The 26,115-nt window shown below is 72.0% G+C and carries 26 protein-coding genes; 18 read left to right on the top strand and 8 right to left on the bottom strand.

The window, feature by feature from the left end; all coding sequences use genetic code 11:
- Positions 1 to 148 precede the first annotated feature (148 nt).
- Entirely contained in the window at positions 149 to 1,288 is a 1,140-nt protein-coding gene (locus tag FRAEUI1C_RS36290) for an alpha/beta hydrolase (protein WP_013424042.1), read from the top strand.
- A gap of 99 nt (positions 1,289 to 1,387) precedes the next feature.
- Here FRAEUI1C_RS36290 and FRAEUI1C_RS14420 read toward each other — a convergent pair whose 3' ends face one another.
- The 3 genes from FRAEUI1C_RS14420 to FRAEUI1C_RS14430 are packed head-to-tail and all read right to left on the bottom strand — an operon-like array spanning position 1,388 to position 4,514.
- Entirely contained in the window at positions 1,388 to 2,248 is an 861-nt protein-coding gene (locus FRAEUI1C_RS14420) for a PIG-L deacetylase family protein (RefSeq protein ID WP_013424043.1), read from the bottom strand.
- A complete protein-coding gene (locus tag FRAEUI1C_RS14425; protein ID WP_013424044.1) occupies positions 2,245 to 3,387 on the bottom strand; it encodes a glycosyltransferase family 4 protein in 1,143 nt (380 codons plus the stop codon). The genes FRAEUI1C_RS14420 and FRAEUI1C_RS14425 overlap by 4 nt, the downstream gene beginning before the upstream one ends.
- Complete coding sequence (locus tag FRAEUI1C_RS14430; protein ID WP_013424045.1) at positions 3,384 to 4,514, bottom strand: lysylphosphatidylglycerol synthase domain-containing protein; 1,131 nt, start codon at positions 4,512 to 4,514, stop codon at positions 3,384 to 3,386. Before FRAEUI1C_RS14430 ends, FRAEUI1C_RS14425 begins: the two co-directional genes overlap by 4 nt.
- Positions 4,515 to 4,757: 243 nt before the next feature.
- On the opposite strand from FRAEUI1C_RS14430, the gene FRAEUI1C_RS14435 reads away from it, so the two are divergent.
- From FRAEUI1C_RS14435 to FRAEUI1C_RS14455, 5 genes are all read left to right on the top strand, one after another.
- Entirely contained in the window at positions 4,758 to 5,432 is a 675-nt protein-coding gene (locus tag FRAEUI1C_RS14435; protein ID WP_013424046.1) for a response regulator transcription factor, read from the top strand.
- Positions 5,433 to 5,442: 10 nt separating this feature from the next.
- A complete protein-coding gene (locus tag FRAEUI1C_RS14440) occupies positions 5,443 to 6,801 on the top strand; it encodes a sensor histidine kinase (RefSeq protein WP_232425427.1) in 1,359 nt (452 codons plus the stop codon).
- Positions 6,802 to 6,853: 52 nt separating this feature from the next.
- A complete protein-coding gene (locus FRAEUI1C_RS14445; protein ID WP_157734937.1) occupies positions 6,854 to 7,228 on the top strand; it encodes an amidohydrolase family protein in 375 nt (124 codons plus the stop codon).
- Positions 7,229 to 7,434: 206 nt separating this feature from the next.
- The gene (locus tag FRAEUI1C_RS14450; protein WP_013424048.1) at positions 7,435 to 8,316 is read left to right on the top strand and encodes an SAM-dependent methyltransferase; all 882 of its coding nucleotides are present in this window, start codon (positions 7,435 to 7,437) and stop codon (positions 8,314 to 8,316) included.
- A gap of 57 nt (positions 8,317 to 8,373) precedes the next feature.
- Positions 8,374 to 9,279 carry an SEL1-like repeat protein gene (locus FRAEUI1C_RS14455; RefSeq protein ID WP_013424049.1) on the top strand — a complete coding sequence of 302 codons (906 nt, stop codon included), beginning with the start codon at positions 8,374 to 8,376 and terminating at the stop codon, positions 9,277 to 9,279.
- A 132-nt stretch (positions 9,280 to 9,411) separates the two neighbouring features.
- On the opposite strand, the gene FRAEUI1C_RS14460 is transcribed toward FRAEUI1C_RS14455, so the two are convergent.
- Positions 9,412 to 10,293: an NAD(P)H-binding protein gene (locus tag FRAEUI1C_RS14460; protein WP_013424050.1), complete on the bottom strand. Its 882-nt coding sequence runs from the start codon at positions 10,291 to 10,293 to the stop codon at positions 9,412 to 9,414.
- Between the two features lie 93 nt (positions 10,294 to 10,386).
- On the opposite strand from FRAEUI1C_RS14460, the gene FRAEUI1C_RS14465 reads away from it, so the two are divergent.
- Both FRAEUI1C_RS14465 and FRAEUI1C_RS14470 read left to right on the top strand, forming a co-directional pair.
- Positions 10,387 to 11,172, top strand: a complete 786-nt coding sequence (locus FRAEUI1C_RS14465; RefSeq protein WP_013424051.1) for a helix-turn-helix domain-containing protein — start codon at positions 10,387 to 10,389, stop codon at positions 11,170 to 11,172.
- 143 nt (positions 11,173 to 11,315) lie between these two features.
- Complete coding sequence (locus tag FRAEUI1C_RS14470; RefSeq protein WP_013424052.1) at positions 11,316 to 12,431, top strand: NDMA-dependent alcohol dehydrogenase; 1,116 nt, start codon at positions 11,316 to 11,318, stop codon at positions 12,429 to 12,431.
- Between the two features lie 20 nt (positions 12,432 to 12,451).
- Here the strand turns inward: FRAEUI1C_RS14470 and FRAEUI1C_RS14475 are convergent, their stop codons facing one another.
- Positions 12,452 to 13,276 (bottom strand): TetR/AcrR family transcriptional regulator, encoded by an 825-nt coding sequence (locus tag FRAEUI1C_RS14475; RefSeq protein WP_041259324.1) that lies wholly within the window; start codon positions 13,274 to 13,276, stop codon positions 12,452 to 12,454.
- A 96-nt stretch (positions 13,277 to 13,372) separates the two neighbouring features.
- Here FRAEUI1C_RS14475 and FRAEUI1C_RS14480 point away from each other — a divergent pair, with 96 nt between their 5' ends.
- The 4 genes from FRAEUI1C_RS14480 to FRAEUI1C_RS14495 all read left to right on the top strand — a co-directional run bounded on the left by FRAEUI1C_RS14480 (position 13,373) and on the right by FRAEUI1C_RS14495 (position 17,241).
- Positions 13,373 to 14,590, top strand: coding sequence for a CaiB/BaiF CoA transferase family protein (locus FRAEUI1C_RS14480; RefSeq protein ID WP_013424054.1), 1,218 nt, complete (start codon positions 13,373 to 13,375; stop codon positions 14,588 to 14,590).
- A gap of 46 nt (positions 14,591 to 14,636) precedes the next feature.
- Positions 14,637 to 15,089 carry a pyridoxamine 5'-phosphate oxidase family protein gene (locus tag FRAEUI1C_RS14485; protein ID WP_013424055.1) on the top strand — a complete coding sequence of 151 codons (453 nt, stop codon included), beginning with the start codon at positions 14,637 to 14,639 and terminating at the stop codon, positions 15,087 to 15,089.
- A 92-nt stretch (positions 15,090 to 15,181) separates the two neighbouring features.
- A complete protein-coding gene (locus FRAEUI1C_RS14490; protein WP_013424056.1) occupies positions 15,182 to 16,453 on the top strand; it encodes an amidohydrolase family protein in 1,272 nt (423 codons plus the stop codon).
- A gap of 143 nt (positions 16,454 to 16,596) precedes the next feature.
- Positions 16,597 to 17,241 (top strand): TetR/AcrR family transcriptional regulator, encoded by a 645-nt coding sequence (locus FRAEUI1C_RS14495; protein ID WP_013424057.1) that lies wholly within the window; start codon positions 16,597 to 16,599, stop codon positions 17,239 to 17,241.
- On the opposite strand, the gene FRAEUI1C_RS14500 is transcribed toward FRAEUI1C_RS14495, so the two are convergent.
- Positions 17,207 to 18,379, bottom strand: a complete 1,173-nt coding sequence (locus FRAEUI1C_RS14500; RefSeq protein ID WP_013424058.1) for a DUF7802 domain-containing protein — start codon at positions 18,377 to 18,379, stop codon at positions 17,207 to 17,209. The two genes, FRAEUI1C_RS14495 and FRAEUI1C_RS14500, sit on opposite strands and share 35 nt — an antisense overlap.
- Positions 18,380 to 18,388: 9 nt before the next feature.
- On the bottom strand, positions 18,389 to 19,321 hold the full coding sequence (locus FRAEUI1C_RS14505; protein WP_013424059.1) for a metal-dependent hydrolase: 933 nt from the start codon (positions 19,319 to 19,321) through the stop codon (positions 18,389 to 18,391).
- Positions 19,322 to 19,513: 192 nt separating this feature from the next.
- On the opposite strand from FRAEUI1C_RS14505, the gene FRAEUI1C_RS14510 reads away from it, so the two are divergent.
- From FRAEUI1C_RS14510 to FRAEUI1C_RS14525, 4 genes are all read left to right on the top strand, one after another.
- Positions 19,514 to 20,317: a TetR/AcrR family transcriptional regulator gene (locus FRAEUI1C_RS14510; protein WP_157734938.1), complete on the top strand. Its 804-nt coding sequence runs from the start codon at positions 19,514 to 19,516 to the stop codon at positions 20,315 to 20,317.
- A complete protein-coding gene (locus tag FRAEUI1C_RS14515) occupies positions 20,314 to 21,546 on the top strand; it encodes a cytochrome P450 (RefSeq protein WP_013424061.1) in 1,233 nt (410 codons plus the stop codon). Before FRAEUI1C_RS14510 ends, FRAEUI1C_RS14515 begins: the two co-directional genes overlap by 4 nt.
- 160 nt (positions 21,547 to 21,706) lie before the next feature.
- Positions 21,707 to 22,117 (top strand): lipopolysaccharide assembly protein LapA domain-containing protein, encoded by a 411-nt coding sequence (locus FRAEUI1C_RS14520; protein WP_013424062.1) that lies wholly within the window; start codon positions 21,707 to 21,709, stop codon positions 22,115 to 22,117.
- Between the two features lie 114 nt (positions 22,118 to 22,231).
- On the top strand, positions 22,232 to 22,810 hold the full coding sequence (locus tag FRAEUI1C_RS14525) for a PaaI family thioesterase (protein WP_013424063.1): 579 nt from the start codon (positions 22,232 to 22,234) through the stop codon (positions 22,808 to 22,810).
- Between the two features lie 116 nt (positions 22,811 to 22,926).
- Here the strand turns inward: FRAEUI1C_RS14525 and FRAEUI1C_RS14530 are convergent, their stop codons facing one another.
- A complete protein-coding gene (locus FRAEUI1C_RS14530; protein WP_013424064.1) occupies positions 22,927 to 23,574 on the bottom strand; it encodes an MBL fold metallo-hydrolase in 648 nt (215 codons plus the stop codon).
- A 567-nt stretch (positions 23,575 to 24,141) separates the two neighbouring features.
- Here FRAEUI1C_RS14530 and FRAEUI1C_RS14535 point away from each other — a divergent pair.
- Together FRAEUI1C_RS14535 and FRAEUI1C_RS14540 are read left to right on the top strand one after the other, a co-directional pair.
- Positions 24,142 to 25,143 carry a ParA family protein gene (locus tag FRAEUI1C_RS14535; protein WP_013424065.1) on the top strand — a complete coding sequence of 334 codons (1,002 nt, stop codon included), beginning with the start codon at positions 24,142 to 24,144 and terminating at the stop codon, positions 25,141 to 25,143.
- Positions 25,144 to 25,420: 277 nt separating this feature from the next.
- Positions 25,421 to 26,110, top strand: a complete 690-nt coding sequence (locus FRAEUI1C_RS14540) for a zinc metalloprotease (RefSeq protein ID WP_013424066.1) — start codon at positions 25,421 to 25,423, stop codon at positions 26,108 to 26,110.
- Positions 26,111 to 26,115: the final 5 nt, after the last annotated feature.

Raw genomic sequence — 26,115 nt, forward strand, 5'->3', positions numbered from 1 at the left:
CGGCGGCGAGCCCACGGCGACTCGGCCGTCTGCCGATGCTCCAGCTTCGTCGTGCTACGCCCGCCGCAAACGCCCGAGCCGACCGTTTGTAGTAGAATGTAGTACTTATGGCGGAAGGCGGTCGTCCACCCGCGCTGGGCGAGTGCTGATGGCGCTCACCGGGTGGCCGTTCATGCTGCTGCTCGGCGTGGTCGGGCTGCTGTGCGCGGTGGGCGCCTATCTGGGGTGGCCGCGTTGGCCCGGTCGGTGGGCGCTGCCGGGACGGGCCGCCAGCCTGTTGCTGGTCATGATGCTGGGCGGAGTCCTCGCGCTGGCGCAGGTCAACCGTTCGTACGGCTTCTACACCTCGGTCTCGGATCTGCTCGGCCGCCCGACCAGCGCGCGTAGCCTCGCCATGCCGGCTTACCCCGGAGGCGGACCCCAGGTGACCGTGCTGACGTCGGACTGGGCCGCGCTCGGTCTCCGGGCCGGGCGCCACGGTCACGGGCTCCTGCTCGACGTCCTCTATCCGGGGACGCGCAGCGGACTGACCCACCACGGGCTGCTCTACCTTCCCGCGGCCTATTTCACGGGCAACCTGCAGCGCCGGTTCGCCGCGGTGGAGCTGTTCCACGGCTATCCCGGCGCGCCCGAGACCTTCCCCCGGATCATGAACATCCAGGCCCGGTTGGAGACCGAGATCGCGGCCGGCCGGGTTCCACCCGTTGTCCTGGTGATCCCGCAGGTCTACGCCGGCGGCCACAGTTCCGAGTGCGTCAACGCCGTCCACGGAGAGCAGTGGGAGACGTACCTGTCCGTCGACGTCCTCGACGACGTCACCAGGACCTTCCGCGTGTACGCGTCTCGTTCCTGGGCCACGCTGGGTATCTCCACCGGCGGGTTCTGTGCCGCGAACGTCGCGTTGCACCACCCCGAGCGCTACGCGGCGGCGGCCAGCATCTCGGGCTACTTCACCGCCGGCCAGGACCCGGGAACGCCAGGCCTTTACCAGGGGTCGAGGTTCGCCAGCCGGGAGAACTCGCCGATCTGGTGGGTCCGCTACCGCGCCCCGGTCGCGCCGGCGCTCTTCCTCTCCGCGTCCGGCGGCGACATCCTCGCGATGAACGAGGCGCGCGCGATGACGGCGACCCTGCGGCACTATGCCCCGTCTCTCCCGACGACGACCATGCTCACCGCGTCCGGTGGGCACAACTGGGGCGTGTTCTCCGCGGCCTTCGGACCGGCCATCGACTGGGCCGCAGAGTTTCTGCCCGGCCCGCTCGTCGTGCCGCCCGTGAACCCCAGCTGAGCCGACCGTCAGAGCTGAGCCGACCGTCAGAGCTGAGCCGACCGTCAGAGCTGAGCCGACCGTCAGAGCAGTACCCGGGCGGCGAAGGTGGCTACCACCTCACGCGCGGGCTCGTTGCTCCGCACGCAGAGTGGCGAAAATGTCGTCGAGAGGCGCGCCGTCGGGCGTGCGTCCGACTTCCCGGTACCACTCGGTGCCGAGTACCCGGCCTCGGATCGGCCTCGGAAGGCGCAGCAACAGGGCGAGCGTGCGGATGGTGTCACCGCCTTCGGCCTGGGAGGCGTGTGCCCTGAGCGCGCGGATCTTCGCGGGGAGCTGGGCTCGCACGTCGACACGGTGGGTCAGTTCCCCGCGCGGCGTGAAGGCCGCGCTCAGGTCGGGCAGGGTGGGCAGGGGCATGACTCGCGCGGCTCGGCGCAGCAGTCGAACGGCCCTGGTCAGGGCGTCGCGGTCCAGGGTCGCCTCGAGTACGACAGGCGTCCGGGCCAGCCGCGCCGCGAGCAGGCCGGCGCGGTGGACCTGCACGTGGTCGGGATGCCCGTACCCACCGGACCCGTCGTAGATCGTGAGCACGTCGGCGTCCTCCTCGACCAGGATGTCGACGAGCCGTGCGGCAGCCCGCTCGGGAGGGACGCTGGCAAAGCTGTCCGCCCGCGGGTGACTGGCTCCCGACGAGGCGGCCGGCGGGTCGTAGCCGCTGTCCCGGTAGCCGAGGAAGTGCACGCGGGTGGCGCCGATAGCCTCGCAGGAGGCACGTAGCTCCGCGCGGCGGGCGTCGGCCAGGTGACTTCCTCGAAGGTCGTCACGGGAGAGCCCTGCCTCGCCGTCGGTCGCGACGACGATCACGACCCGGTGACCGTCGGCCGCGGCGCGCGCGAGCGTTCCGGCGGTGAGCAGCGCCTCGTCGTCCGGATGGGCATGGAAGGAGACCACGGTGAAAGTGGGCTTGTCCTCGCTCACCGGTCCGCCACGAGCACCTGGGATCGGCGGGTCGGAACCGCTAGGCAGCGGGATCCTCCCCGGGCTCCCGCGAGGGCGTAGGCGTCGTGGTTCGAGCGCAGGGCGGCCGACCAGCTGAGGTCGGGCGGGACGGCGCGGTTGTGGTCGATGATCTCCCGCCGAAGGTCCACGTTCCGCACCAGCTCGAGGGTGTGGCGGGCCAGGGCGCGGTCGCTGTCGGCCAGCAGGCCCTCTCGGCGATCACAGATGAAGGACGCGACGCCGGACGCCGCCCGTGCGACGACGGGGAGACCGGCGGTGCGAGCTTCCAGTGCCGCGATCCCGAACGACTCTCGGTGGGCCGGTGCGACGAAGATCGCTGCCGTGGCCATAGCCGCACGCACCCGATTCCTGTCCAACGCGCCGACGAGCCGCACCCGCTCGGCGAGGCCGTGCCGCCGAAGGTAACGCTCGAGAGCCGCACGCTTCGGCCCGTCACCCACGATGACCGCTCGTATGTCGGTCTCGTCGGAGACCCGGTGGAGCACCCGGGCCAGCGGAATGGTCCGTTTGACCGTCGTCAGCCTCATGACACTGAGGATTGTGGGCGGGTGGTTTCCTGCGGCCAGCCGTGGCTGGTCGCTGGCAGGTCGGCCGCGCCAGAACCCGACGTCGACCGCGTTCGGGAGGACGCCGACGTCCCGCGCGACGACGCGTTCGACGTACGCGGCCGCCTGTCGGCTCACCGCGGTCCACACGACGGGCCATCGGTGTGCACCCATGGTCGAGCGCACCAGCGGCGCGACACGGGCGAGGTCGCTCCACAGCGAGTGGACCGTGACGACGGTGGGAATCCCGAGCTCCGCGGCGCGACGGGCGGCAGCAAGGGCGAAGGGCGACACCACGGACAGATGGACGTGGACGACGTCAGGCGCGAGCCATTCGAGCCGATCCTTGCCCAGGGTGCGCAGGCGCAGGACGTGCGGCTCATCCCAGTCGCCAGACTCGGTGGGCCACAGGGCCTCGGTGGGCTGCTGGGTCCGGGTGGCGACAGTGACCTGGTGGCCGTCGCTTCGTTGCCGCTGGGCCAGGTCCCGGACGTGGAGCTCGATCCCGCCCAGCCTCGGCAGGTAGCAGTCGGTGGCGTGGACGATTCTCAACCGCCCGCTCCGATCGCGACTGGCATATCGTTCGCCGGACGGCCGCGGGCGCCGCGCCAGAGCCAGACCGCCAACAGCGCTCCTCCGACGGGGATCTCGACGGCGAAGGTCAGCAGGCGGTACAGCAGCACGGCCGCCGCGACGCCTGCCCCGGAGGCGGTCGGCGCCAGCATGAGCAAGGCGGCCAGTCCGACCTCGACGAACCCGATCGCCCCAGGGGTCACGCCGACGAGGGTGAGCAGGCGCTCGCCGCAGAAGGCCAGTAGCGCGTAGGTGAGCGGGACGTTCGCCTTGCTGGCCCACAGGCACACCAGGAGCAGGGCGAACAGCAGGCCGGTGTAGAGCGCCATCCCGGTCGTGAGCCGCTTCCAGCAATGGACGGCCACTCGGGCACTCTGGACGCGGACCCTCTCGCAGGCCGCCAGTCCGAGGCAGGTCCGCGCCCGCCAGCGGCTCCTCGACGAACCGTGCTCGAGCCAGTCGGACACGCGGCGCAGCGCCGGGCTGAACAGCAGCAGTGCCGCCGCCAGGCCCACCGTCGTCACGATCAGGGCCGAGCCGAGGATGACCCGGCCGGCGTGGTGGCCCAGATTCCCGCCGCCCAGAACCAGCGGTACGAGCAGAAGCGGGAGGAGCATCTTGGCGAGGACGTCCCACACGTTGGTGACCACGGTGTAGGAGGCGAAGCCCGCCCGAGAGAAGCCCCACCGCCGCGTCATGTGGTCGTTGAGCGCGATGCCCGCCGCGCCGCCGAGAGGCAGGACGTTCGCCACCGCGCTGCCCGTGAGGCTCAGCAGCAGCGCACGACGGTGGCTCAGTCCCGGGAGTGCCGCGGTCAGGGTGATCGTGTGCGCGGCGAGCCCGATCGCCCAGGTGAACACGAGGAGGGCGACCACCGAGGCCGGGACCCTGGCCGCGGCCGTGACGATCTCCGGCCAGCTCGCGCCGATGAGCCTCGGGAAGGCCGTGGCGACGACCGCGATCGCACCCAGCGCCGCGACGACGCGCAGCGCACCCCGGATCCGCGCCGCATCCGGCCGGCCGGCCGTGTCCATCCGTCGGTAACCGTCATCGGGCGGGAACGCGTGATTCGCTCCGTCCGGCCCGGGCAGCGCATCCTGGTTCACGCGGCGAATCTGGCGCGGCTCGCCTGCAACTGTCCTGAACAAACCACGTCTCGCACACGCGGCGGGAGTCGACGGCCGCCCGGACCTCGGTCTCGGACTGGCCGAATGCACACGGTTTTCGATCGGTCTCAGTATGTGACAGGTGCGGCGAGGCCCGATACTGACCGTCAGGCTGCTTGCAGGTTCCGTTTGTCACCATGTCGGCCGGACGCGAGGGCTCCCGCGACACGGGCGGAGGACGCAATGCTCACGGTCGGAGTCTGCGAGGACGAGGACACCATCCGGACCGTCCTGGTTCGGGGGCTGCGGCAGGCCGGGCACGAGGTCGTCGTCGCGCACGACGGCCGGGAGGCGCTCCGTCAGTTCAGTCCGGACAGGGACATCAGCGTCATCATCGTGGACATCGGCCTGCCCGACGCCGATGGTCGCGATGTCGTCCAGGCGCTGAAGTCCGCGGGTCAGCACGCGCCGGTCCTGTTCCTGACCGCGCTCGACGCGACCCATGACCACCTGGCCGGCTTCGCGGCGGGGGCGGACGACTACGTCACCAAGCCGTACGACCTCAGGGTCCTGCTGGCGCGTCTCGAGGTCCTAGCCCGCCGCGGCCCGGTCGGCGCCACGGCGGCGAATGGTCTGGTTCTCGACCCGATCACGCACTCCGCCCGGACCGCCGCCGGACAGGTGCGGCTGAGCCCGACGGAGTTCCGCATGCTGGCCGCGATGACCGGCCGGCCCAACGAGGTGGTGCGCCGGCGAAGCGTGATCGCCGCCGCGTGGCCCGACGGCGCGATCGTCAACGACAACACCGTCGACTCCTTCATCCGCCGCCTGCGAAGCAAACTCGACTCGATCGACTCGCCGACCCTGATCGAGACGGTGCGGGGGGTCGGGTTCACGATGACGCGGAAGGACGGCTAGGCGAGCAGTGGTGAGCAGAGCGTCCCGCCTCGCCACGTCGTGGCGGGACGAGCTGAGCCTGCGCGCGCAGCTCGTGGCGATCATCGCCGTCCTGGCGAGCGTCGTCGCCGCGGGCCTGGTGATCGTCGTCCAGCTCTCGTTGGCCAAGGTCGCGAACAGCACGACGGAGCGGGTCCTGAACGATCGCGCGGACGCCCTGGTGACCGGCATCGGCGCTGCCTCGACCCACGGCGTCCTCACGGTGCCGCGGGCGCAGCTCGACCCGGGCGTCGCGGTCTACGACAGGTCAGGGGCGCGGGTGGCGGGAACGGTACCGCCGTCGATGCAGGAGGACTTCGCCGACCTGTCGACCGCGACGAGGCAGCGAACGATCGAGGGCGGGGAACACTTCGCGATCATGGCGCTGCCGTTCACGACCCCGTCGAGGCTGCGAGGCGTGGCCGTCATCACCGAGCCGCTGGCCCCGTACGAGCGCAACGAGCGGGCGGCGATGGTGGTCTCCATCGTCGCCGGCGCGCTGCTGGTGCTCACGGCCGCGGGATCGGCGGCGTGGATCAGCAGGCGAGTGCTGAACCCGGTCGAGCAGATGGCCCGAACAGCCGATGAGTGGAGCGAGCACGATCTGGAACGCCGGTTCTCGCTCGGCGCCCCGACGAACGAGATCCGTGCCCTCGGCAGCACGCTGGACGGCCTGCTCGACAAGGTCGCATCGGCGATCCGCGCCGAGCAGCGCCTGACCTCGGAGCTCGCCCACGAGCTTCGAACACCGTTGACGTCCATCCACGGCATGGCGGATCTGCTCGCGCTGCGGACCGACCTGGACGACCAGGCGCGTGAGGACGTCGCTCTCATCAAGAACTCCACCGCGGCGATGTCGAACACGATCAACGTGCTGCTGGACGTCGCCCGGCGCGGCGGCCAGGACCCACGCACCGATCGCACGCGGCTCGGCGACCTCGCGGGCGAACTGAAGCACCTGCCCCTGCCCGGAGGTCAGCTGGACGTCGACCTGTCCCCGGCGCTGGTCATCGACGTTCCCGAGACCCTCGCGATCCGCGCGCTCGCGCCGGTCCTCAACAACGCGCTCGAGGCCTCGGACCAGGTCTGGGTCACCGCGCGCGTCGAGGGCCGAAGCGTCGCCCTGCTCGTGGCCGACAGCGGCCCGGGAGTGCCGGACCAGTGGCTGGACACGCTGTTCGACCCCGGTTGGAGCGGGAACGGCGGCAGTGGCCTCGGGCTCCCGCTCGCGCGGCGGGTGGCCCGCAGCGGCGGCGGTGACGTCTCGCTCGTCGAGCAGCACAACCGGCACGGCGGTGCCACCTTCGCCGTCTCGTTCCCGGGCGGACACCCCACCCGGGCCCAGCGCTGACTTGCGGAGCCGTCTGGCCTAGAGCGATGCCGCTGGTGCGCGCACCAGCGGCATGACCTCGTTGACGGCCAGGATGTACTCCCGCAGCCGGGCGATCCTGGCCGGGCGGCGCCCGACGCCCCACAGCGCGCTGTCCCCGGTCCCGATGGCGGTCTGGCGGCTGACCGGGCACGTGGCCCAGGTCTTCGGGCTCGGCGACCGCGGCCTCATCAGGCCCGGGTACGCCGCCGACCTCGTCGCCTTCGACCCGGACACCGTCGGTGACGCGGACCCGGTCCGCGTGTGGGATCTCCCGGCGGGCGGCGACCGGCTCATCGCGGGCGCCGAGGGCATCGTCGCCGTGTGGGTGAACGGCGCGGCGATCGTCCGTGACAGCCAGCCGGTCGAGGACGCCTATCCCGGGGCATTGGTCCGGCCGTCGTCCTGACGTGACGGGCTGACGGTTCCGTCGCGCCTGAGGGCACGGACCGAGCTCGTCGTGCCGAGCGCCTCGGCGACAGCGTCGCCACGGGCGTCCGGGCCCCCGCGGGCGGGGCCGTCGCCGTCGGCTGTCCGGTGGCGGGCTGGTAGAAATAGTCCAGATCTTGCCGCGCGGCCGTGGCGGCGAGTCGCGCCGCGGAGGGGGACGGGGCCGTGAGCCTGGCGGATGGTGAGCACGAGGTGGTCGAGCCCTCTCTGGTGGGCGGGCGGGACGCCACGGTCATCCCGCGACGGTCCCGACCGACCGAGCTGCACACCGACCGGCCCCACTCGGCGCGGATGTACGACTACTACCTGGGCGGCAAGACGAACTATCCGGCCGACCGCGAGGCCGCCGAGCAGGTCCTGGCGACGTTCCCGAGCGCGGGGATCACCGCCCGGCAGAACCGGGCCTTTCTGAGCCGCGCGACCCGCCATCTGGCGCAGGCCGGCGTCGAACAGTTCCTCGACGTCGGGGCCGGTATCCCCACCTCGCCGAACCTGCATGAGGTCGCCCAGTCGGTCACGCCGCGCGCCCGTGTCGTCTACGCCGACAACGACCCGATCGTGCTCGCGCACGCCCGTGCCCTGCTCGCGAGCTCGCCGGAAGGCGCCACGGCCTATGTCGAGGCGGACCTTCGCCGGCCCGTGGACATCCTGGCCAGCCAGGAGCTCGCCGACACCCTGGACCTGTCCCGGCCGGTGGGCCTGTCCCTGCTCGCGGTGCTGCATTTCGTCCCGGACGCCGACGACCCGACCGCGATCGTGCGTGAGCTCGTCGACGCGTTGCCGGCGGGTAGCTACCTCATGCTCAGCCATGCGACCGCGGACTTCGTGCCGGCGGAGACCACCCACCGCAACACCGAGGTCTACCAGGGGCGTGGCATCCCGTTCCAGGCGCGCGGCCGGGCACAGGTCGCTGCTCTGGTCCCGGACGCGATGGAGATCATCGACCCGGGCGTGACACCGGTCCACCGCTGGCGTCCGGACACGCAGACGGCCGACTACTCCGACGCCGAGATCAGCACCTACGGACTGGTCGCCCGCAAACGTTGACAGCTCGGGCGTGTCCGGGGCGGCTTCAGGCCTCTGCGTCGGTGTGCGGGGAGATTGATGCGCTGGTTTGCCAGGCTGGAGGGCATCGTCCGTCCTCAGGCCCGCCGCGGGCGGCAGCTGAGCGTCGCCGAGGTCAGCGCCGCGTATTGGCGGGGTTCGAGCCTGCGTCACGAGGGGCACGTGCGCCGTGCGGTGCCTCATCTGCGGCGGGCCGCAGAGGCAGGCCATGTCCCGGCGGCCTTCGAGCTGAGCCTGGTGTTCGCCCTGCGGGGGCGGGAGCAGGAGCGTCTGGCCTGGCTTGGGCGGGCCGCGGAGTCCGCCCGCGAACAGGGGTATTCGGCGTCCCGGGTGGCGACCTATCTTGGCCTGGCCAAACGGTCTGAGCAGGCCGAGGATGTGCTGCGCCAGGCGGCCGAGAACGGCGACCGCGACGCCGCCTACGACCTGGGCAGGCTGCTGGAGGCGGGTCGGCGGGGCGCCGCGGCGCGCCCGGCCGAGGCCGAGCGCTACTACCTGATCGCCTGCGAGCTGGGGCACGTCGAGGCGCCCCTGAGCCTGGGCTCGATGCTCATGGACGCGGACCGGCCGCAGGAGGGCGAGCGCTACTGCCGGCTGGCCGCCGAACGGGGCAACCGCGCGGCCGCCCGCCGGCTCGGGAATGCCGCCTGGACGGTGGGACGCGACCAGGACGCCGAGCGCTACCTGCGGATGGCCGCGCAGGAGGACGACGTCGGCCGCGACGCCGACGACGTGCTGCGGCTCGCCGAGTTCCTGGCCAGCAAGGGCCGCGTCCAGGAGGCCCTCCCCCTCCTGCGCGACATCGGCGATCGCGCCGAGCCGGCCCGCCTGCGGGCGATCAGCACGCTCCTGCGCCGCGCCGGACTGGACGAGGAAGCCCAGGATTACCACGACCGCGCCGACAGGTGGGAGGAGCTCGACGCGCTGGACGGCCCGTTCGACTGACCCGCCGGCCGCGCCCTGGCCGCCGAGCCGCCAAGGACTCGTCCCGCTGGGGGCGCGCGTTCGGTGCGCCGACCTGTTGCTGGATCGAACGAGTGTCCCGTGGACCTGGCGGTCCCGGTACCTCGGGTCGCCTCACGGGTGTCCCTCGCCGGCGACGAACGCTGTGCGATGGTCACGCGCCCAGGCGCGGAACGTGCGGGCTGGGCGGCCGAGGATGCGTTCGACGTCGTCGGTGACGACCGTGTTTCCGCCGTCGCGGATGAGCTGGTAGCCGTCGACGGCGGAGTCCGCGACGGAGGGATCGAATCCGGCGCTGACCAGCTGCCGGCGGACCGCGGGTGCGGGCACATCCACCGTCGTGATGGCTCGCCTGAGCTCGGTGGCGAGCTGGGCGACCTGGTCGGGAACGCTGAGGAGCTCGGGGCCGGTCAGGGTGTGGGCCGCTCCGTCGTGCTCGTCGGTCAGCAGGGCCTCGACGGCGACCGCCGCCACGTCGCGCGGATCGATGACACCCTGGGCACCCTCCCCGGTCAGGTTGGGAACCGGCTCGCCGGCTCGAATCGCCGCGGCCCAGGACAGCGTGTTCGAGGCGAACGCGCTGGGCCGCAGCGCGGACCAGGTCAGCCCACTGGCGGCCAGCGCCTGTTCGCCGGCGCGGTGCCTGGGCGAGGGTAGATCGTCGGCGTCATCGGCGTTCCCGCCGATGGCGGAGAGCTTGACGACCTTGCGGACACCGCCCGCGCGGGCCGCCCCGATCATGGCCCGGTCGCGCTCGGCGACCGAGCCGCCGGGGCCCGGCATGGTCAGGAGGAAGACGCTGTCCACGCCGGCGATCGCGCGGTGCAGCGAGTCGACGTGGTCGAAATCGGCCCGCACGCCCTCGATCGGGGCGCCCTCGGACAGACGCAGCCGGGCCGGCTCCCGCGTCATCGCCCGGACCCGAGCGCCCCGGGCGGACAGGAGACGCAGAACCTCGCCGCCGACGGTGCCGGTCGCACCAGTAACCAAGATCATGGGACCATCGTGGCGGCGACGGGCCGTGGTCTCTAGGAGATTCCGGCACGGAGCCGGCCGCGAGGCCCCGGCCCCGCCGACTAGCCTGGGGCTGTGGTCAGGGTCGACAGGCCGCTGCCCTTGTCCGGGGCCGCCGAGCCGTGGATCGAGCGGGTGAGCGTCGCGGCCTACGCCAGCGACCTCGACCCACGCCCGTGGATCCACGTTCCGGACCCGGCGACCGCCCTGGTGTGGCGGCGGGCCGAGGACGGCCACGGCGCCCTGCGAGTCGTCGGGCCCCGTACCCGGGCCGCCTACCACCCGAGCAAGGACATCCCCCTGTGCGTTCAGGTGCGGCTCACCGTCGGTTTCGCGCCGACGGTGCTCGGGATCGCGGCGCGCGACCTCGTCGACCGAGTCCTGCCGCTCCACGAGCTGTGGGGCAGGTCAGCCGGCCAGCTCGCGGACCGGCTGGCGGAGGCCGGCGACGATCCGGCGCGCGCCGCGGCGGTCCTGGTGGCGACGCTGGACTCGCGGGCCAGACAGGCGGGCCCGGACGGGCGGGCGCGAGCCACCCTGGTTCGGGCCGCGGCCGTCGAGCTCTCGACCAGCGACGGCCGTGCGCCGCTGTCGGTCAGCGCGGCAGCCCGCCAGGTCGGCGTCAGCGAGAGACAGCTGCGCAACCTGTTCGCGGCGACCGTCGGACTTCCGCCCAAGCAGCTCGTCCGCCTCAACCGGATTCGCGCGGTCCTCGACCGCCTCGGTGGCCAGCCGCAGGCCCGCCTGGCCAGCGACACCGGCTACTACGACCAGTCCCATCTGGCCGCGGACTTCCGCCAGATCATGCGAGTGACACCAGGCCAGTTCGCCGCTGGGAAGCTCCCTGTCGTTCCGTGCTGAAGACAGCTCGGCCTCCGGTCCTGCCTGGCCGGGAGCGGTCCGCTCGACTCCAATACATCTAAATCTTAAGGTGGGAGGACGTCCAGGACGCCCACCCGCGGGCAGCGGCTGTGCCTGGTGGAGCCCAGGAAGGCGGGTGCCCGATGGTCAGCACGCGAGCGGCGCTGCTACACGGTCCAGGCCAGGACTACAAGATCGACACGGTGGAGCTCGACGACCCGGGCGCGGGGGAGGTCCTCGTCGCGGTCCGAGCCTGCGGCCTGTGCCATTCGGATGAGCACGCCCGCACCGGCGACCTGCCGATGCCGCACTATCCGATGATCTGCGGCCATGAGGGCGCGGGCGAGGTCGTCGAGGTCGGGCCGGGCGTCACCTCCGTCCGCCCGGGCGACCACGTGGCGATGTCGTTCATCCCGTCCTGCGGTCACTGCCAGCCGTGCCGGTCGGGCCGGGCCTTCCTGTGCGACCTCGGCGCCCGGCTGTTCGACCTCGGCATGATCAGCGACGGGCGGGTCGCCCACCACCTCGGCGACCAGGCGGTCGCCCGCTACTCCCAGATCGGCGCGTTCTCCGAGTACCAGCTGCTCAACGAGGCCTCGGTCGTCAAGATCGACCAGGACATTCCGTGGGCCGCCGCCGCGCTGGTGTCCTGCGGCGTCGCGACCGGGTTCGGATCGGCCGTCAACCGGGCCGAGGTGAGGCCGGGCGACACGGTCGCGGTCCTGGGAATCGGCGGCCTCGGCGCCAGCGCCGTGCAGGGCGCGCGCATCGCCGGCGCGCGGCAGATCTTCGCCGTCGACCCGGTCGAGTTCAAGCGCGAGCAGGCGCTCCGGTTCGGGGCGACCCACGCCTTCGCCTCACTCGACGAGGCCATCGGCCAGATCCGCCGGCTGACGGGCGGTGTCATGTGCGACTCGGTGATCTGCACGTTCTCGGTCATGCGCTCCGAGCTGCTCGAACCGGCGCTGACGCTGACCCGCAAGGACGGGATCTGCGTCGTCACGTCCGTCGCGCCGCTCAGCCAGAGCCAGGCCGACATCAACCTGACGATGCTGGCGATGATGAACAAGCAGATCCGCGGCTGCATCTACGGCTCGCAGAGCCCCCGGGTGGCGATCCCCAGGCTGCTCGACCTCTACCGCGCCGGCATCCTGCGGATCGACGAGCTCGTCACCGAGACCTACTCGCTCGACCAGGTGAACCAGGGCTACGCCGATCTCGAGGCCGGGCGGATCCTGCGCGGCGTCCTCATTCCCTAACCAGGCCCCGCCCGCCCGCGCTACCGCGTGGCCGGGCTCGACCCGTCCGGCCGGCCGGCGGCGATCTCGCTGGCGATGCCGTCGAGGAAGCGGCTCATGCCGTAGGAGAAGACCTCGTCGGCCGGCATGGACACGTACGCGTCGCCCGCCGTGCGCAGGGCGGCGAACTGGTCGGCGGGCAGCCCGGCGACGAGCTGGCCGAAGCCGTCGGCGCCGACCGCTCCGTGCGCGCCGCGGCCGGCTGCGCTGCGCTCGATCTCGACGACCCCGGCCACGTACTGGATCACCGTGCTGGCCGCGAAGGCCGCCTGCCTGGGCGCGAGCCCCGCGTCCAGGAACCTGCCGAGGGCGGCGTCGACGAGACGCAGCGCGTTCGGCCCGTACCCCGACTGGTTTCGGCCCGTCGACGCGGGCAGCGGCTGGGTGAGCAGGACCCGGCGCAGCTCCCGCATGAGCCCTTCGACGTCGTGGCGCCAGCCCCGCCCGGTCCGGACCAGCCGGATGTCCCCGAGGACGTGGTCGGCGATCAGCGCGATCAGCTCGTCCCGGCTCGCGATGTGGCGGTACAGCGACCCGCTGCTGGTGCCGAGGTGATCCGCGACGGCCCGCACGGTCAGCGTGTCGACGCCACCCGAGCGCATGACCTCCAGCGCGGCCGCCACGACACGTTCGGTGGACAGGCCGCCGACGCGGGGGCGCCGCCTGCGGGCCGCCGCGACGCGTTCGGCCCACCAGCGGGCGGAGCCGGGGGCGGCGGGCTCGGCCGCGTCCTGGCCGGGGCCGGCCGGCCTGGTCGCGCCGGACACCACGAGTGATCGCTGCTGCACCTCACCATCGAACACCACCTTGACAGTATGCGAACGGTGCTCGCATACTTCGACCCGAAAGGCGAGCAACGTTTGCATATGGCGGCGGGAGTAGCGCCAAGGCAGGAGGTGCCCATGACCGCGGTGATGCGTGGCGTCCTGGTGCTGGAGGTCGCCGAGCACACCTTCGTCCCCGCGGCCTCCGCGCTGCTGGCCGACTGGGGTGCCGACGTCGTCAAGATCGAACATGTCGAGCGCGGCGACGCGATGCGCGGCCTCGCGTCGTCCGGCATCGCGGTGGTGCCCGACGACGTGCACGTCCTGTTCGAGCACTCCAACCGGGGCAAGCGCAGCCTCGGCCTCGACCTGACCTCGGAGGCTGGACAGGAGATCCTCTACCGGCTCGCCGCGAAGGCCGACGTCTTCCTGACCAACAAGCTGCCCAGCGTCCGCGCCAAGCTGAGGATCGACGTCGAGGACATCCGGGCGCACAACCCGCGGATCATCTACGTCCGTGGCACGGGCCAGGGCGAGCGCGGGCCCGAGGCCGACCGCGGCGCCTACGACGCGCTGGCGTTCTGGTCGCGCGCCGGGGTGGCCGCCGGGGTCATGCGCCCCGAGTACGGCCATGTCCCGGTGCCGCCGGCTCCCGGCTTCGGTGACTCGATCGGGGCCATGACCATCGCCGGCGGGATCACGAGCGCGCTGTTCCACCGGGAGCGCACCGGCGAGGCGACCACGGTCGACGTCTCGCTGCTCGGCACCGCGATGTGGTCGATGGGCCAGGCACTCGCGCTGTCGCTGCAGCTTGACGTCCCCTGGACCCCGCCGCCGCTCGACAAGCAGGGCTCCAACCCGCTCAGCCGCAACTACCAGACCAGGGACGGCCGCTGGCTGTCGTTCACCTGCCTGCAGGCGGGCCGCTACTGGCCGTCCGCCTGCGCGGCGGTCGGCCGGCCCGAGCTGGCCACCGACCCGCGCTTCGCCGACCACGCCGCCCTGCTCGCGCACAGCGGCGAGGCCATCGCCCTGCTGCGGGAGGTGTTCGCGCGGCGCCCGCTCGCCGAGTGGCGCGAGCTGCTGGCGGACTTCACCGGCCAGTGGTCCGTCGTCCAGGACACCCTGGAGGCCGCGGTGGACCCGCAGACGGTGGCCAACGGCTACGTGCAGGACTGCCGGACCGCCGACGGCGTGCCGTTCCGGCTCGCCGCCGCCCCGGTGCAGTTCGACGGGCAGCCGGCGCCGCCGCGGCGCGCGCCGGCGTTCAACGAGCACGGCGACGACGTGCTCGGCGAGCTGGGCCTGGACGTCGAGGCGATCATCGATCTCAAGCTCCGCGGCGTCGTCGCCTGACCGCCGGCGGGCCCGACCTCCGACCTCCGAAAGGAACCCGCACGCGATGAAAGAACAGCGCCGAGGCCGCAAGATAGCCATGACCCAGCCCGAGGTCGATGCCTTCCTGGCGGAGGAACGCACCTGCCGGGTCGCCACCTCGGGCGGGAACGGGCCGCATCTGACGCCCCTGTGGTTCGCCTGGGACGGCACGTCGCTGTGGCTCAACTCGATCGTGAAGAGCCAGCGCTGGACCGACATCGCCCGCGACCCGCGCGTCTCCGTCCTCGTCGACAGCGGCCACGCCTTCAACGAGCTGCACGGGGTGGAGCTGCGGGGCCGGCTGGAGACCGTCGGCGACGCGCCCCGGACGAACACCCCGAACCCCGAGCTGGAGGTCCCCGAGCGCCTGTTCGCCCAGAAGTACACCGGCCGGGACGAGATGCACTACGACGGGCGGCACGCCTGGCTGCGCCTGACCCCGGAGAAGATCGTCAGCTGGGATTTTCGAAAGATGTAGCCGTCCTCCCGAGCAGGTTCCGCCTCCCGAGCAGGTTCCGTCCGTCCAGGTTCCGTCCGTCCAGGTTCCGCCATCCCGAGAGGAGCGACCCGATGCGCATGGAGGACATGATCCTCGTCAGCATCGACGACCACATGATCGAGCCGCCGGACATGTACCGCAACCACGTCCCGGCGAAGTGGCTCGACGAGGCGCCCCGCGTGGAGCGCAACGAGCAGGGCCTGGACCAGTGGGTCTTCCAGGGCGAGAAGACCACGACGCACTTCGGCCTGTCCGCGACCGTCGGCTGGCCCCAGACGGAGTGGGGCTACAACGCCGGCACCTACAGCGAGCTGCGGCCCGGCTGCTTCGACGTGCACCAGCGGGTCCGGGACATGGACGCCAACGGCGTGCTGGCCTCGATGTGCTTCCCGACGATGGCCGGCTGGAACGCCAGGACCTTCACCGAGTCGCGGGACAAGGACGTCGCGCTCGTGATGCTCCAGGCCTACAACGACTGGGCGATCGACGAGTGGTGCGGCACCTACCCCGGGCGCTTCATCCCGCTCGCGATCGTCCCGATGTGGGACGTCGAGCTCGCCGTCAAGGAGGTCCACCGCGTCGCGCGGAAGGGCTGCCGGTCGATCAGCTTCCTGGAGACGCCGCACGTCCAGGGCTTCCCGAGCTTCCTGTCCGGCCACTGGGACCCGATGCTCCAGGCGCTGTGCGACGAGAACATGGTCCTGTCGCTGCACATCGGCGCCGGCTTCGACGTGATCAAGAAGCCGGCCGAGGCCCCCATCGACCACCTGATGGTGCTCGCCTGCCAGATCAGCGCCATCACCGCCCAGGACCTGCTGTTCGGCCCGACCCTGCGCAGGTTCCCGGACCTCAAGGTCGCGCTCTCCGAGGGCGGGATCGGGTGGATCCCCTTCTACTTCGACCGGGTCGACCGCCACGTCGAGAACCAGGCCTGGCTGCACGACGGCGACGACTTCGGCGGCAAGCTGCCCTCCGAGGTGTTCCGCGACCACATCCTGGCCTGCTACATCACCGACCCCTCGGGCCTGCGGCTGCGTGACCGGATCGGCGTCGACATCATCGCGTGGGAATGCGACTACCCGCACACCGACACCACCTGGCCGCGGTCACCGGAGTTCGCCTGGGACGAGCTCCAGCAGGCCGGGTGCGCGGACGACGAGATCCACAAGATCACCTGGCGGAACGCCACCCGGTTCTTCGGCTGGGACCCCTTCAAGCACACCCCGCGGGAGCAGGCCACCGTCGGCGCGCTGCGCTCGCTCGCCACCGACGTCGACACCACCCGGATGACCCGCCAGGAATGGCGCGAGCGCAACGAGGCCGCCGGCATCGGCGTTTTCTGACCGGGCGCGGCCCAGGGCAGGAGACCCCGCCCGTCGCCAGGAGCGCGGGCGGGGACGAACCGGTGGTGATCTCCTGCGATCCGCTGCGCCGCTATAGGTTGGCGGCGGAACGGGTGCAGGCTCGACGCGCGAGGGACCAGGCCATGGCGAGGCGGCGAGGCTGGGCGGGCTCGCCGCCCGCGGACGAGCACGAGGCGCGCAGCCGGATCATCGAGGCGGCGATGCGGTGCGTCGACCGCAACGGCGCCGCCGCGTTCACGCTGCACGACGTCGCCACCGAGCTCGGCGTCATCCGCCAGACCGTGTACCGCTACTACCCCAGCACCGACGAGCTGTTCGCCGCCGTCGGCCAGGCGGCCGTCGGGTCGTTCGTCGACGACCTCATCCGCCACCTGCGCGCCGTCACCCGGCCGGTGGACTGGGTCGTCGAGGCCCTCGCGACGGCGATCGACTGGCTGCCCGGCAACCCGCACCTCACCCTGCTGCTCGCGGCCGGCCGCCCCGGTGTGTTCACCCGTGGCGTCACCTCGACCGTGGCGATGGAGTTCGGAAAGGAGCTGTTCCGGCGCTCGACGGTCGACTGGGCGGCGGCGGGCTACGACGACCACCGGCTCGACGAGCTGATCGAGCTCATGCTGCGCCTGCTCCAGTCGATGACCATCGACCCGCCGGACCCGCCCCGCACCGGTCAGGAGCTGCGCGACTACCTGGAACGCTGGATCGGGCCCGCGGTGGCCCTGGCGGGCGGGCCGGTCAGGCCGAGCTCGCCTGCGGCGCCGGTTCGGTGATCTCCGCCCCCGACGGCCGGCGGGCCCAGGCCGGCGACGACGCCGTCGCCACCCCGGCCAGTACGACGGCCGCCGCCACCAGGCACCCGATGGCGTAGGGCAGGCTCCCGATCGGGGTGCCGTCGGAGGTGACCCCGCCGGTGGCCGACCGGTAGGCGGGCAGCGCGGTCGCCCACAGCACCACGAAGACCACCAGGAACAGGCTGCCGTAGCCGACGGCGAACCACGGGCGCTCGGCGGCCTGGGTCGCGGCGGACCGGTCGGCTCGGGTGGCCCGCCACTGCTGGTAGAGGACGGGCACGGCGACCACCGCGAAGGCCGCGACGCACAGCCACATCACGACGGCCTGGGCGCCGTTGTTGTCGTCGCCGACGACCGAGGACGGCAGGCTGCCGACGGCGATCAGCGGCGGGACGAGCACGCCCGACGCGAGCGTGCGCCAGGTGAGGCTCCAGCCGCCGACGGGCTCGCCCCGGTCGGCCCGGCGTCCCACGAACAGCCGGACGAGCAGGGTGAGGGCGGCGGGGCCGAGCGCGGCGAAGATGAACACGCTGGTCATCGGCACCGAGGCGAGTCTCGGCTGGTTGAGGGACAGGTCGTAGTTCCAGATCCACCAGCGCAGCTGGGGCCCGAGCTGGTCGAAGATCTCGTAGAACAGATGGTGGACGAACCCGACGCAGATCGCGCCGAGGACCACGTTGCGGCGGAAGCCACCGAGTGACCGGACGATCTCGTAGGCCAGCGACGTCAGCGCCGCGTACAGCGCGACGATGTAGAGGGGAATGCGGTCGTCCACCAGCTGGACGGTGAAGACGTTGTGGGCGAACAGGTCGTGCATGGTGTCGGGCAGGCCGAGTGACCGGGAGAAGAACAGGGTCGGTTCGGTGACGGCGAGGTAGACGATCGCCCCGAACCAGACCGCCAGGTTCGACGGGTCGCCGTGGCGGCGCCAGCGCCGGATGGCGTGGACCAGCGCGAGGACCGCGCCGGCGATCAGCAGGGCCTCGACGACGGGAAGGGTCCAGTTGGCCAGGCCGAACGGGTCGCGTACGTGGACGACGGGTTCGACCGAGGCGCAGGAGAAGCTCCCGATCCTCCTGGCCAGCTGTTCGAAGGCCGGGCTGCAGTCGGCGGCCATCCGCTGTCCTCAGTCCGTTTTGGTGGCCGTTTTGGTGGCCGTTTTGGTGACGGAGTACCAGCTGGCTACGGGGGCGCCGTCCTCATAGCGGCCCAGCCAGGTGTCGACGAAGACCGGCAGCGGCTGGTGCTCGGGGTCGTGCCCCGGCAGCTGGGCGCGCAGCACGCGGCGAGCGGCGGCGCGGCGTTCGGCCTTGGGGATGAAATCGAGTCCACCGCCCGAGCTCGGGACGGGGTTCCCGCGTCGGCGGGACGGCAGCTTCGCGCGCACCCCCTCGGCCGGCACCAGCACGCGCGCGTCGACCTTCCGGTCCTCGAACGGGACGTGCTCGTTGATCCCCGCCGCGATGACCTTGAGCAGCCGGTTGATGTGCAGCAGCACTGAGGGCAGGGCGCGCAGCCGGTAGGCCTCGCCACCGAACTCCCGGTAGATCCGCAGGCCAGAGCTGCGGTGTTCGACCTCTTCGGTGAAGTGCCACAGGAACAGCGACGCGACCCGGTCGTCGCCGGGCGCGAACAGCCGGTCCTCGTGGTCGAGGAACAGCTTGAACGTCGGGGTGAAGGCCGACTCCAGGTCGGCGATGTACGCGAGGTGGAACTTCAGCGGCTTCGACGCGAGCAGCTCGTCGTAGAGCGCCATCGCGGCGTCGACGGTGTCCTGGAGCCCCGGGTAGGTCCGGGTCAGCGCCCGCATGTGCTGGCGGTGGGCCCGGGCGTGCTGCGCCTCCTGGCGCAGGAACGCGTCCGCCTCGGCGGCGACGCCGGCGTCGGTGAGCAGCGGGATCGCCTCCTTCACCGCGGCGACGATGTACTTCTCGAACGCGATCGCGATGATGCCCGTCGCGTTGGCGCTCATCGAGAACTCGGGGTTCTCCGGGTTCCACAGGAACGGGACGTCACCGTCGAAGTCGAAGGGCACCCGCCGCACCTGCAAGGTCGTCATCGGATCTCCCGCGGTGATCGACGAAATAACATACAAGATCGCAAAATGTGTATGTATGCGGCCAGTCGTAGGATGCTCGGCCGGTCCGGCTGGGTCAAGAGATGGCCCGCCGGCGCGCGCGGCCGCGCCGGCCTGGGCCGCAATTCAGTACCCGTCGGTATCAGATACCCGTCGGTATCGTAGGGTGGCGGCGTGGGTGATCCAGGAACGGACCCGGCCGGGTCAGGGGGAGCCGCGTCGGTTGGGCCGGCTCCGGTGGTCGACCCGGCGGGGCCGATGCCTCGCCTACCGCGGGCCGAGGTTCGGCGGCGCCTGCTCGCGGCGGCGGCGAGCGTGTTCGCCGAGCGGGGCTACGGCGAAAGCCGGCTCGACGACGTCGCGCGTGCGGCCGGTTTCACCAAAGGGGCCGTCTACTCGAACTTCGGGTCGAAACAGCAGCTGTTCGCGGAGCTCGTCGGCGCGCACATGGCTGAGCAGGCGGCGGCCGTGCACGGCGGCGTCACCTCGGCGACCGACCCCGGCGACCCCGACGACCCCGACGGCGCCGACCGGGACCGGGTGCAGGCCCGTGGCATCGAGCTCATGGGCGACTACCTGGTCAGCGACGACCGAGGCCAGCGCCTGATGGTCGAGTTCGCCGCGCAGGCCAGCCGCGATCCCCGGATCCAGGCGGCCTGGGCGCCCCATCGGCGCGCGCACCAGGAGGCTGTCGTCGCCCTGCTGGACGAGCGGATTCAGGCTCTCGGCGCGTCAGCCGTCGTCGATCTCGACACGCTCGCGCTCATCATGATCGCCCTGCGCAACGGTCTGGCGCTCGAGCGGGCGGCCGCGCCGGACCAGGTGGACCGGCCGGCCATCGAGCGCGCCGTCGCCGCCGTGCTGACCAGCCTCATCCCGCCGACCGACACTCGGCCGACCGACACTCGGCCGACCGACATCCCGCCGACCACCGTGACCACGACGAGCGCGGTTCCGCGACCGGGAGGCAAGCCGTGACCATCGACCGGGCCTACGACCTGAATCCGGACACGTTCCAGGCGATGGCGCAACATGACGTGTTCGCTCGGCTGCGCGCCCAGGACCCGGTGCACTGGACCGTCGACGCGGACGGCAAGGGGTTCTGGTCGCTGACCAGGCACGCGGACGTGCAGCTGGCCAACCGTGACGTCGACACCTTCACCGTGACCCGCGGCTTCACGCTCATCGACGTCGACGCCGACCCGTTCCAGGGCGCGATGATGCTCGAGATGCTCCCCGGCCTCGGCCCCGAGCGGCATGCCCGGCACCGCCGCATCGTCAGCCGCGGCTTCACCCCGCGGGTCCTGGGCCTGCTGGAGGATCACCTGAGGCTCAAGGCACGGCTGATCGTGGACAACGTGATCGCGCGGGGCCGGGCCGACTTCGTCGACGACATCGCCGCCGAGCTGCCACTCCAGGCCATCTGCGAGCTCGTCGGCGTGCCCGAGCAGGACCGGCGCAGGATGTTCGCCTGGGGAAACGCCATGACCGGCATCGACGACCCCAACGTCGGTGACCGGGACGCGGGGATGCGGGCGGCCGCCGGGCTCATCGGCTACGGGCAGGCCCTGCGCGCGGATCGGCTGCGCCACCCCGCGGACGACATCGTCACCCGGCTGACCCAGGCCGCCACCGCGCGGGACGGCCTGACCGACGCCGAGTTCGGGATGTTCTTCATCCTGCTGATCGTCGCGGGCAACGAGACGACCCGCAACGCGACCGCGCACGGGATGCGCGCACTGCTGGAGAACCCCGAGCAGCTCGCGAAGCTGCGCGCGGACCACAGCAGGGAACGCATGGCGAGCGCCGTCGAGGAGATCCTGCGGTGGTCCAGCCCGATCCAGTACTTCCGCCGGACGGCGACCCGGGACGTCGAGCTACGCGGCCGGACGATCCGCGCCGGCGACTGGGTCGTGCTGTGGTACCCCTCGGCCAACCGCGACGAGGAGGTCTTCCCCGATCCGCACACGTTCGACGTCGACCGCATCCCCAACGACCACGTGACGTTCGGCGGTGGCGGCCCGCACTTCTGCCTCGGCGCGAACCTGGCCCGCCTCGAGCTGCGGCTGATCCTCACCGAGATCATCACCAGGATGCCGCACCTGCGCCTCGACGGGCCGGTCGAGCTGCTCCGGTCGAACTTCGTCAGCGGTGTCACCCACATGCCCGTCCGGTGGGACGAGCCCCGACCGGGCACCGGCACCTGACGACGGCGGGTCGCCGGTCACCCTCGCGTGAAGGGCCGCCCGCCGGCGGAGCAGACTTGTCCGACCAGGCACCCGGCGCGCTGAGCGGGTCTTTTGGTGCGCTGTAGATCTAGACTGTGTAACGCAGCATGTGCCACGTCGCAGGGGGAGTGGGTCAGGTATGACCGCGCCAGGGCAGCCCGCCGGTAGCTACGGATACGTCAACCCCACGCCGGGGCAGATCCCGGCGCCGACCGCGCCGAGCGGGCCGACGCAGGCCGGCCCGCCCGGCCAGCCGCCGCGCAGCCAGCCGCCCGGCAAGCAGCGCCGCGGCCAGGGCGGGGTCAGCTGGGTGGTCTACGCGGCCACCGTCCTGATCCTGATCGTGGCGATCCTCGTGGTGCTGTTCGTCGCGAAGAACGGCCAGACCGTCCCGATCTGGCTGTTCGGGAGCCGCAAGTACATGTCGGTCGCCGCGGCGCTGACGATCGCGTCCGGCGCCGGCCTCGTCGTCGGGCTCCTGATCGGCGTCATCGCCCAGATCCCGTTGCGGCGCAGGCTGAGGTCCGCCAAGCGTCGGCTCGAGGGCTGACGGCCCGGCCGGCCTGGCTCGGCCCCGGCAGGCGCCGGCCCGGCCGGACGCGCCGGGTGAGACGTTGGCCGCGCTGCGTCTCGCGGCGCCGGTCGCTTGGATATCGTCCGGCGGGTGACGGCCTATCGCACCGAGATCCCGCCTGACGCGGTCGCGCCGACCCGCCACCCGGACGCGCCGGCGCCCGGCTTCGTGCTCCCGACGCACTACGCGAACTGTTTCGGCTGCGGGCCGGGCCAGCCGCACGGCCTGCACATGCGGATCGTCGTCGGCGAGGGCTGCGACCTCACCGCGACGTTCGACGTCACCGAGGACCACCAGGGCGCGCCCGGTCTCGCGCACGGCGGGCTGCTGGCGTCCGCGCTCGACGAGATCCTCGGGATGCTCGGCCACCTGACCCGGATGAGCTGCGTCACCGCCCGGCTGGAGACCGACTTCCGCCGGCCGGTGCCCGTCGGCACCCGGCTGTACCTGACCTCCCGGGCCGACGCGGTCGCCGGCCGCAAGCTGTACGCCAGCGGGCAGGGGCATCTGGACGCGCCGGACGGGCCGGTCGCCGTGCGGGCCCGGGCGCTGTTCGTCCAGGTCGGCCTGGAGCACTTCACCGAGAACGGGCGCGCCGCCGAGATCGACGCGATCGGCCGCGACCCGAGCCTGATCACCCACATCGGCGACTACACCGTCAACCCCTGAGCCGCCCGCGGCATCCGCGACCGGCGCCGCGCGGGGCTCAGTCACCGCTGGCTCACGGACCGGCGGGTTCGCTGACCGGCGGGTTCACTGACCGGCGGGTTCACTGACCGGCCGGTTCAGTGGCCGCGGGCCACCCAGGCGTCGTAGTCGCGGGCCTCGGCGCCGATCCAGGTGTCGTCGCCGTGGCCGGGGTGCACGATCGTGTCGGCGGGCAGGGTGAACAGCCGCTCGCGGATCGACGTCAGGATCGTCGGGAAGTCCGAGTACGACCAGCCGGTGCCACCCGGCCCGCCGCGCATCAGGGTGTCGCCGCTGAACAGCGTCGGCCCGGTGGCGAACAGCCCGAACAGGCACACGCCGCCGGGGGAGTGCCCCGGAGTGTGGAGCACATGCAGCGTCCCGCCGGGTACCGGGATCGGCGCGCCGTCGACGAGGGCCCGGTCCGGCCGCCGGGCCGGGTAGACCGACTCCCAGAGCTGATGGTCGGCCCGGTGCAGCGCGATCGGCGCGTCGACGAGGTCCGCGAGCTCGACGGCGGCGTTGATGTGGTCGTTGTGCCCGTGGGTCGCGACGATGCCGTTGACCCGCCGGCCGTCGACCGCGGCGACGATCACCGCCGGGTCGTGCGCCGCGTCGATGACCAGCACCTCGGCGTCGTCGCCCAGCAGCCACACGTTGTTGTCGACCTTGACGGTCTGCCCGTCCAGGCTGAAGTCCCCGCGGGTGAGCACGCGCTCCACCCGCGGAATGACCGGACTGCTCACAGGCGATCCTCTCGGCCTCGGCCGGCGCGGCCACGCGGCCGCCGGCGCGTGGTCAGGGCGACGGCGAGAGTCACCCCCCAGGCGCTTTGGACACGCATGATCGCACCTGCACCCCCCACCGCGCTCGCCTGGTGACCCACCGCACCCACCCCAATTTTGGCGACCGCCCTGCCACCCACCCCCAGGGCCACCCCGAACAGCGCATTGAGCGAATCCCGACCCCGCTCCCTACCCAGATTGGCGCTGTCCCGGTTTCGACGTTGGCAGCCCAAAGGGCGCCTCCGGCGCGCTGCGAGCGGAACGAGACGCGGCTACCGACCCTGGATAGGCGCACGCCTCGAATTTCGGCGTCAGCTTCGGTTCCAGGTTGGGGAGGGCGCCCCGGCGCCCGACCACGCGGTAGCCCGAAGGGCGCCTCCGGCGCCCTTCGGGCTACCGCGACACGCCGTGACGGCCCCACCCATCGCCGCTTACGGCCCACCTTGTCGGTACGCTCCAGACGCGCCCCGGGTCTGCTGCTGCCCCCGCGGTCTGTGCCTACGCAGGCCGTGTCACCCGGAAAGACGAATGGCAGGTTCAGTCGTGGCTGGTTTCTCCGACGCGCCGTCGGTGGGCGGTACCTCACGGGTGCCCTACGGCGAGGTCAACATCGACAAGCCGCGGATCCCCGCTGAGGGCCGGCTGGAGATGGCGCAGGACGATGAGAAGGTGGGCCAGGTCGGGCCGACCGGGCGGCCGATGCCGTTGTTCCCGGTGCCCGACCAGCTCTCGTCGCACGGCCCCGCCTGGATTCTCGCCATGTGCAACCAGAAGGGCGGCGTCGGCAAGACGACCAGCACCATCAACCTGGGTGCCGCGCTCGCCGAGTACGGCCGCCGGGTGCTGCTCGTCGACTTCGACCCGCAGGGCGCGCTGTCGGTCGGCCTCGGCATCAACCCGAACCAGTTCGAGCTGACGGTGCACGACCTGCTGCTCGGCGGCGGGGACACCCACGTCAACGACGTCATCATCGAGACCCAGGTCGAGGGCCTCGACCTGCTGCCGAGCAACATCGACCTGTCGGCCGGTGAGGTGCTGCTGGTCAGCGAGGTCGGCCGGGAGCACAGCCTGGCCCGCGCGCTGACGCCCGTCCACGACGAGTACGACGTGATCCTCGTCGACTGCCAGCCGTCGCTCGGCCTGCTCACCGTGAACGCGCTGACGGCGGCCCACGCGGTGATCATCCCGCTGGAGTGCGAGTACTTCGCGCTGCGCGGGGTGGCCCTGCTGCTGCAGACGATCGACAAGGTCCGCGAGCGGCTCAACTCCCGGCTCGACTTGGCCGGCATCCTCGCGACCATGTACGACGCGCGCACGCTGCACGCCCGAGAGGTGCTCGCCCGGGTGGTCGAGCGCTTCCCGGAAGAGGTCTTCCACACCGTCATCAACCGGACGGTCCGCTTCCCGGAGACCACGGTCGCCGGCGAGCCCATCACGACCTACGCCCCCACCTCGGTCGGCGCCGCCGGTTACCGCCGCCTCGCCCGCGAGCTGATGACCCGCCACGCCCGGCCCCCCCTGGTCGGCTAGCCCCGTCCCCAGCTCCCGCCGCCGGCACCCCCGGCGTGCTCTCGCGTGATCGTGATCGCGGTTCTGGCCCTCGGGTGGTCGCGCCGAGGCTGTCTCCACGACCGCGCCAGGGCCAAGGCGCCGATCATGGCCGGCGCGGTGCCATCGGAGGCGGTGACGGCCGGGCGGTGCGGCCCGCGTGGGAGAATCAGCGCGACCCGGGGCGTTAGACGGGTGACGGAGACGGACTGGCGGGTCGAGACCGGTCCGCTGCCCTACAGAAGACGGACGAGTTGTCGTGCTGTTTCACCTGGCCGAGCCTTCGGCGCTGCTCGGGATCGTCGTCGCCCTGCTCATCGGGGTGTACGCGCATGACACCGCCCAGATCTACGCGGCGAAGCTGCTCGGTGACCCGTCTGCGCGCCGCTCGGGGCGGCTGACGGCCCGGCCGTTGCCCACCCGGGTCAGCCCGTTCAGCGCGGTGTCGATGGTGCTGGTCGGCAACGGCTGGACCGAGCCGATCCGGATGAACGAGGTCTGGCGCAAGCGGCGGTTCCACATCTGCGCGGCGCTGCTGACCGGCCCGCTCGCCTACCTGCTGCTCGCGTTCGGGTCGATCGGGGCACTGGCGGCGGTCACCGACCCGGGCCACATCGCCGACGGCGACCGGGTGATCGAGGTGGGCCGCGTCGGCGGGTTCGGCGCGCACCTGCTCCTCTGGATGGCGATCACCTTCGCGTCGATGTTCATCCTCAGCCTGATCCCGATCCCGCCGACCGACGGCGGCCGGATCCTCTTCCTCCTGGCCCCGACCTCGCAGGGCTGGAAGAACGCCAACTACAAGCTCACCGAGTCCCACCTCGGCGTCATCCTGTTGCTGGTGATCCTGCTGATCCCGGTCCTGCTGCCGAGCCTCCCGAACGTCGTCGGCCAGCTCGTCCCGCCCTTGCTACGCGGACTGGGCGACATCGTCGGCATCAGCCTGTAGGGCCG

This window comes from Pseudofrankia inefficax, assembly GCF_000166135.1.
GTDB lineage: Bacteria > Actinomycetota > Actinomycetes > Frankiales > Frankiaceae > Pseudofrankia > Pseudofrankia inefficax.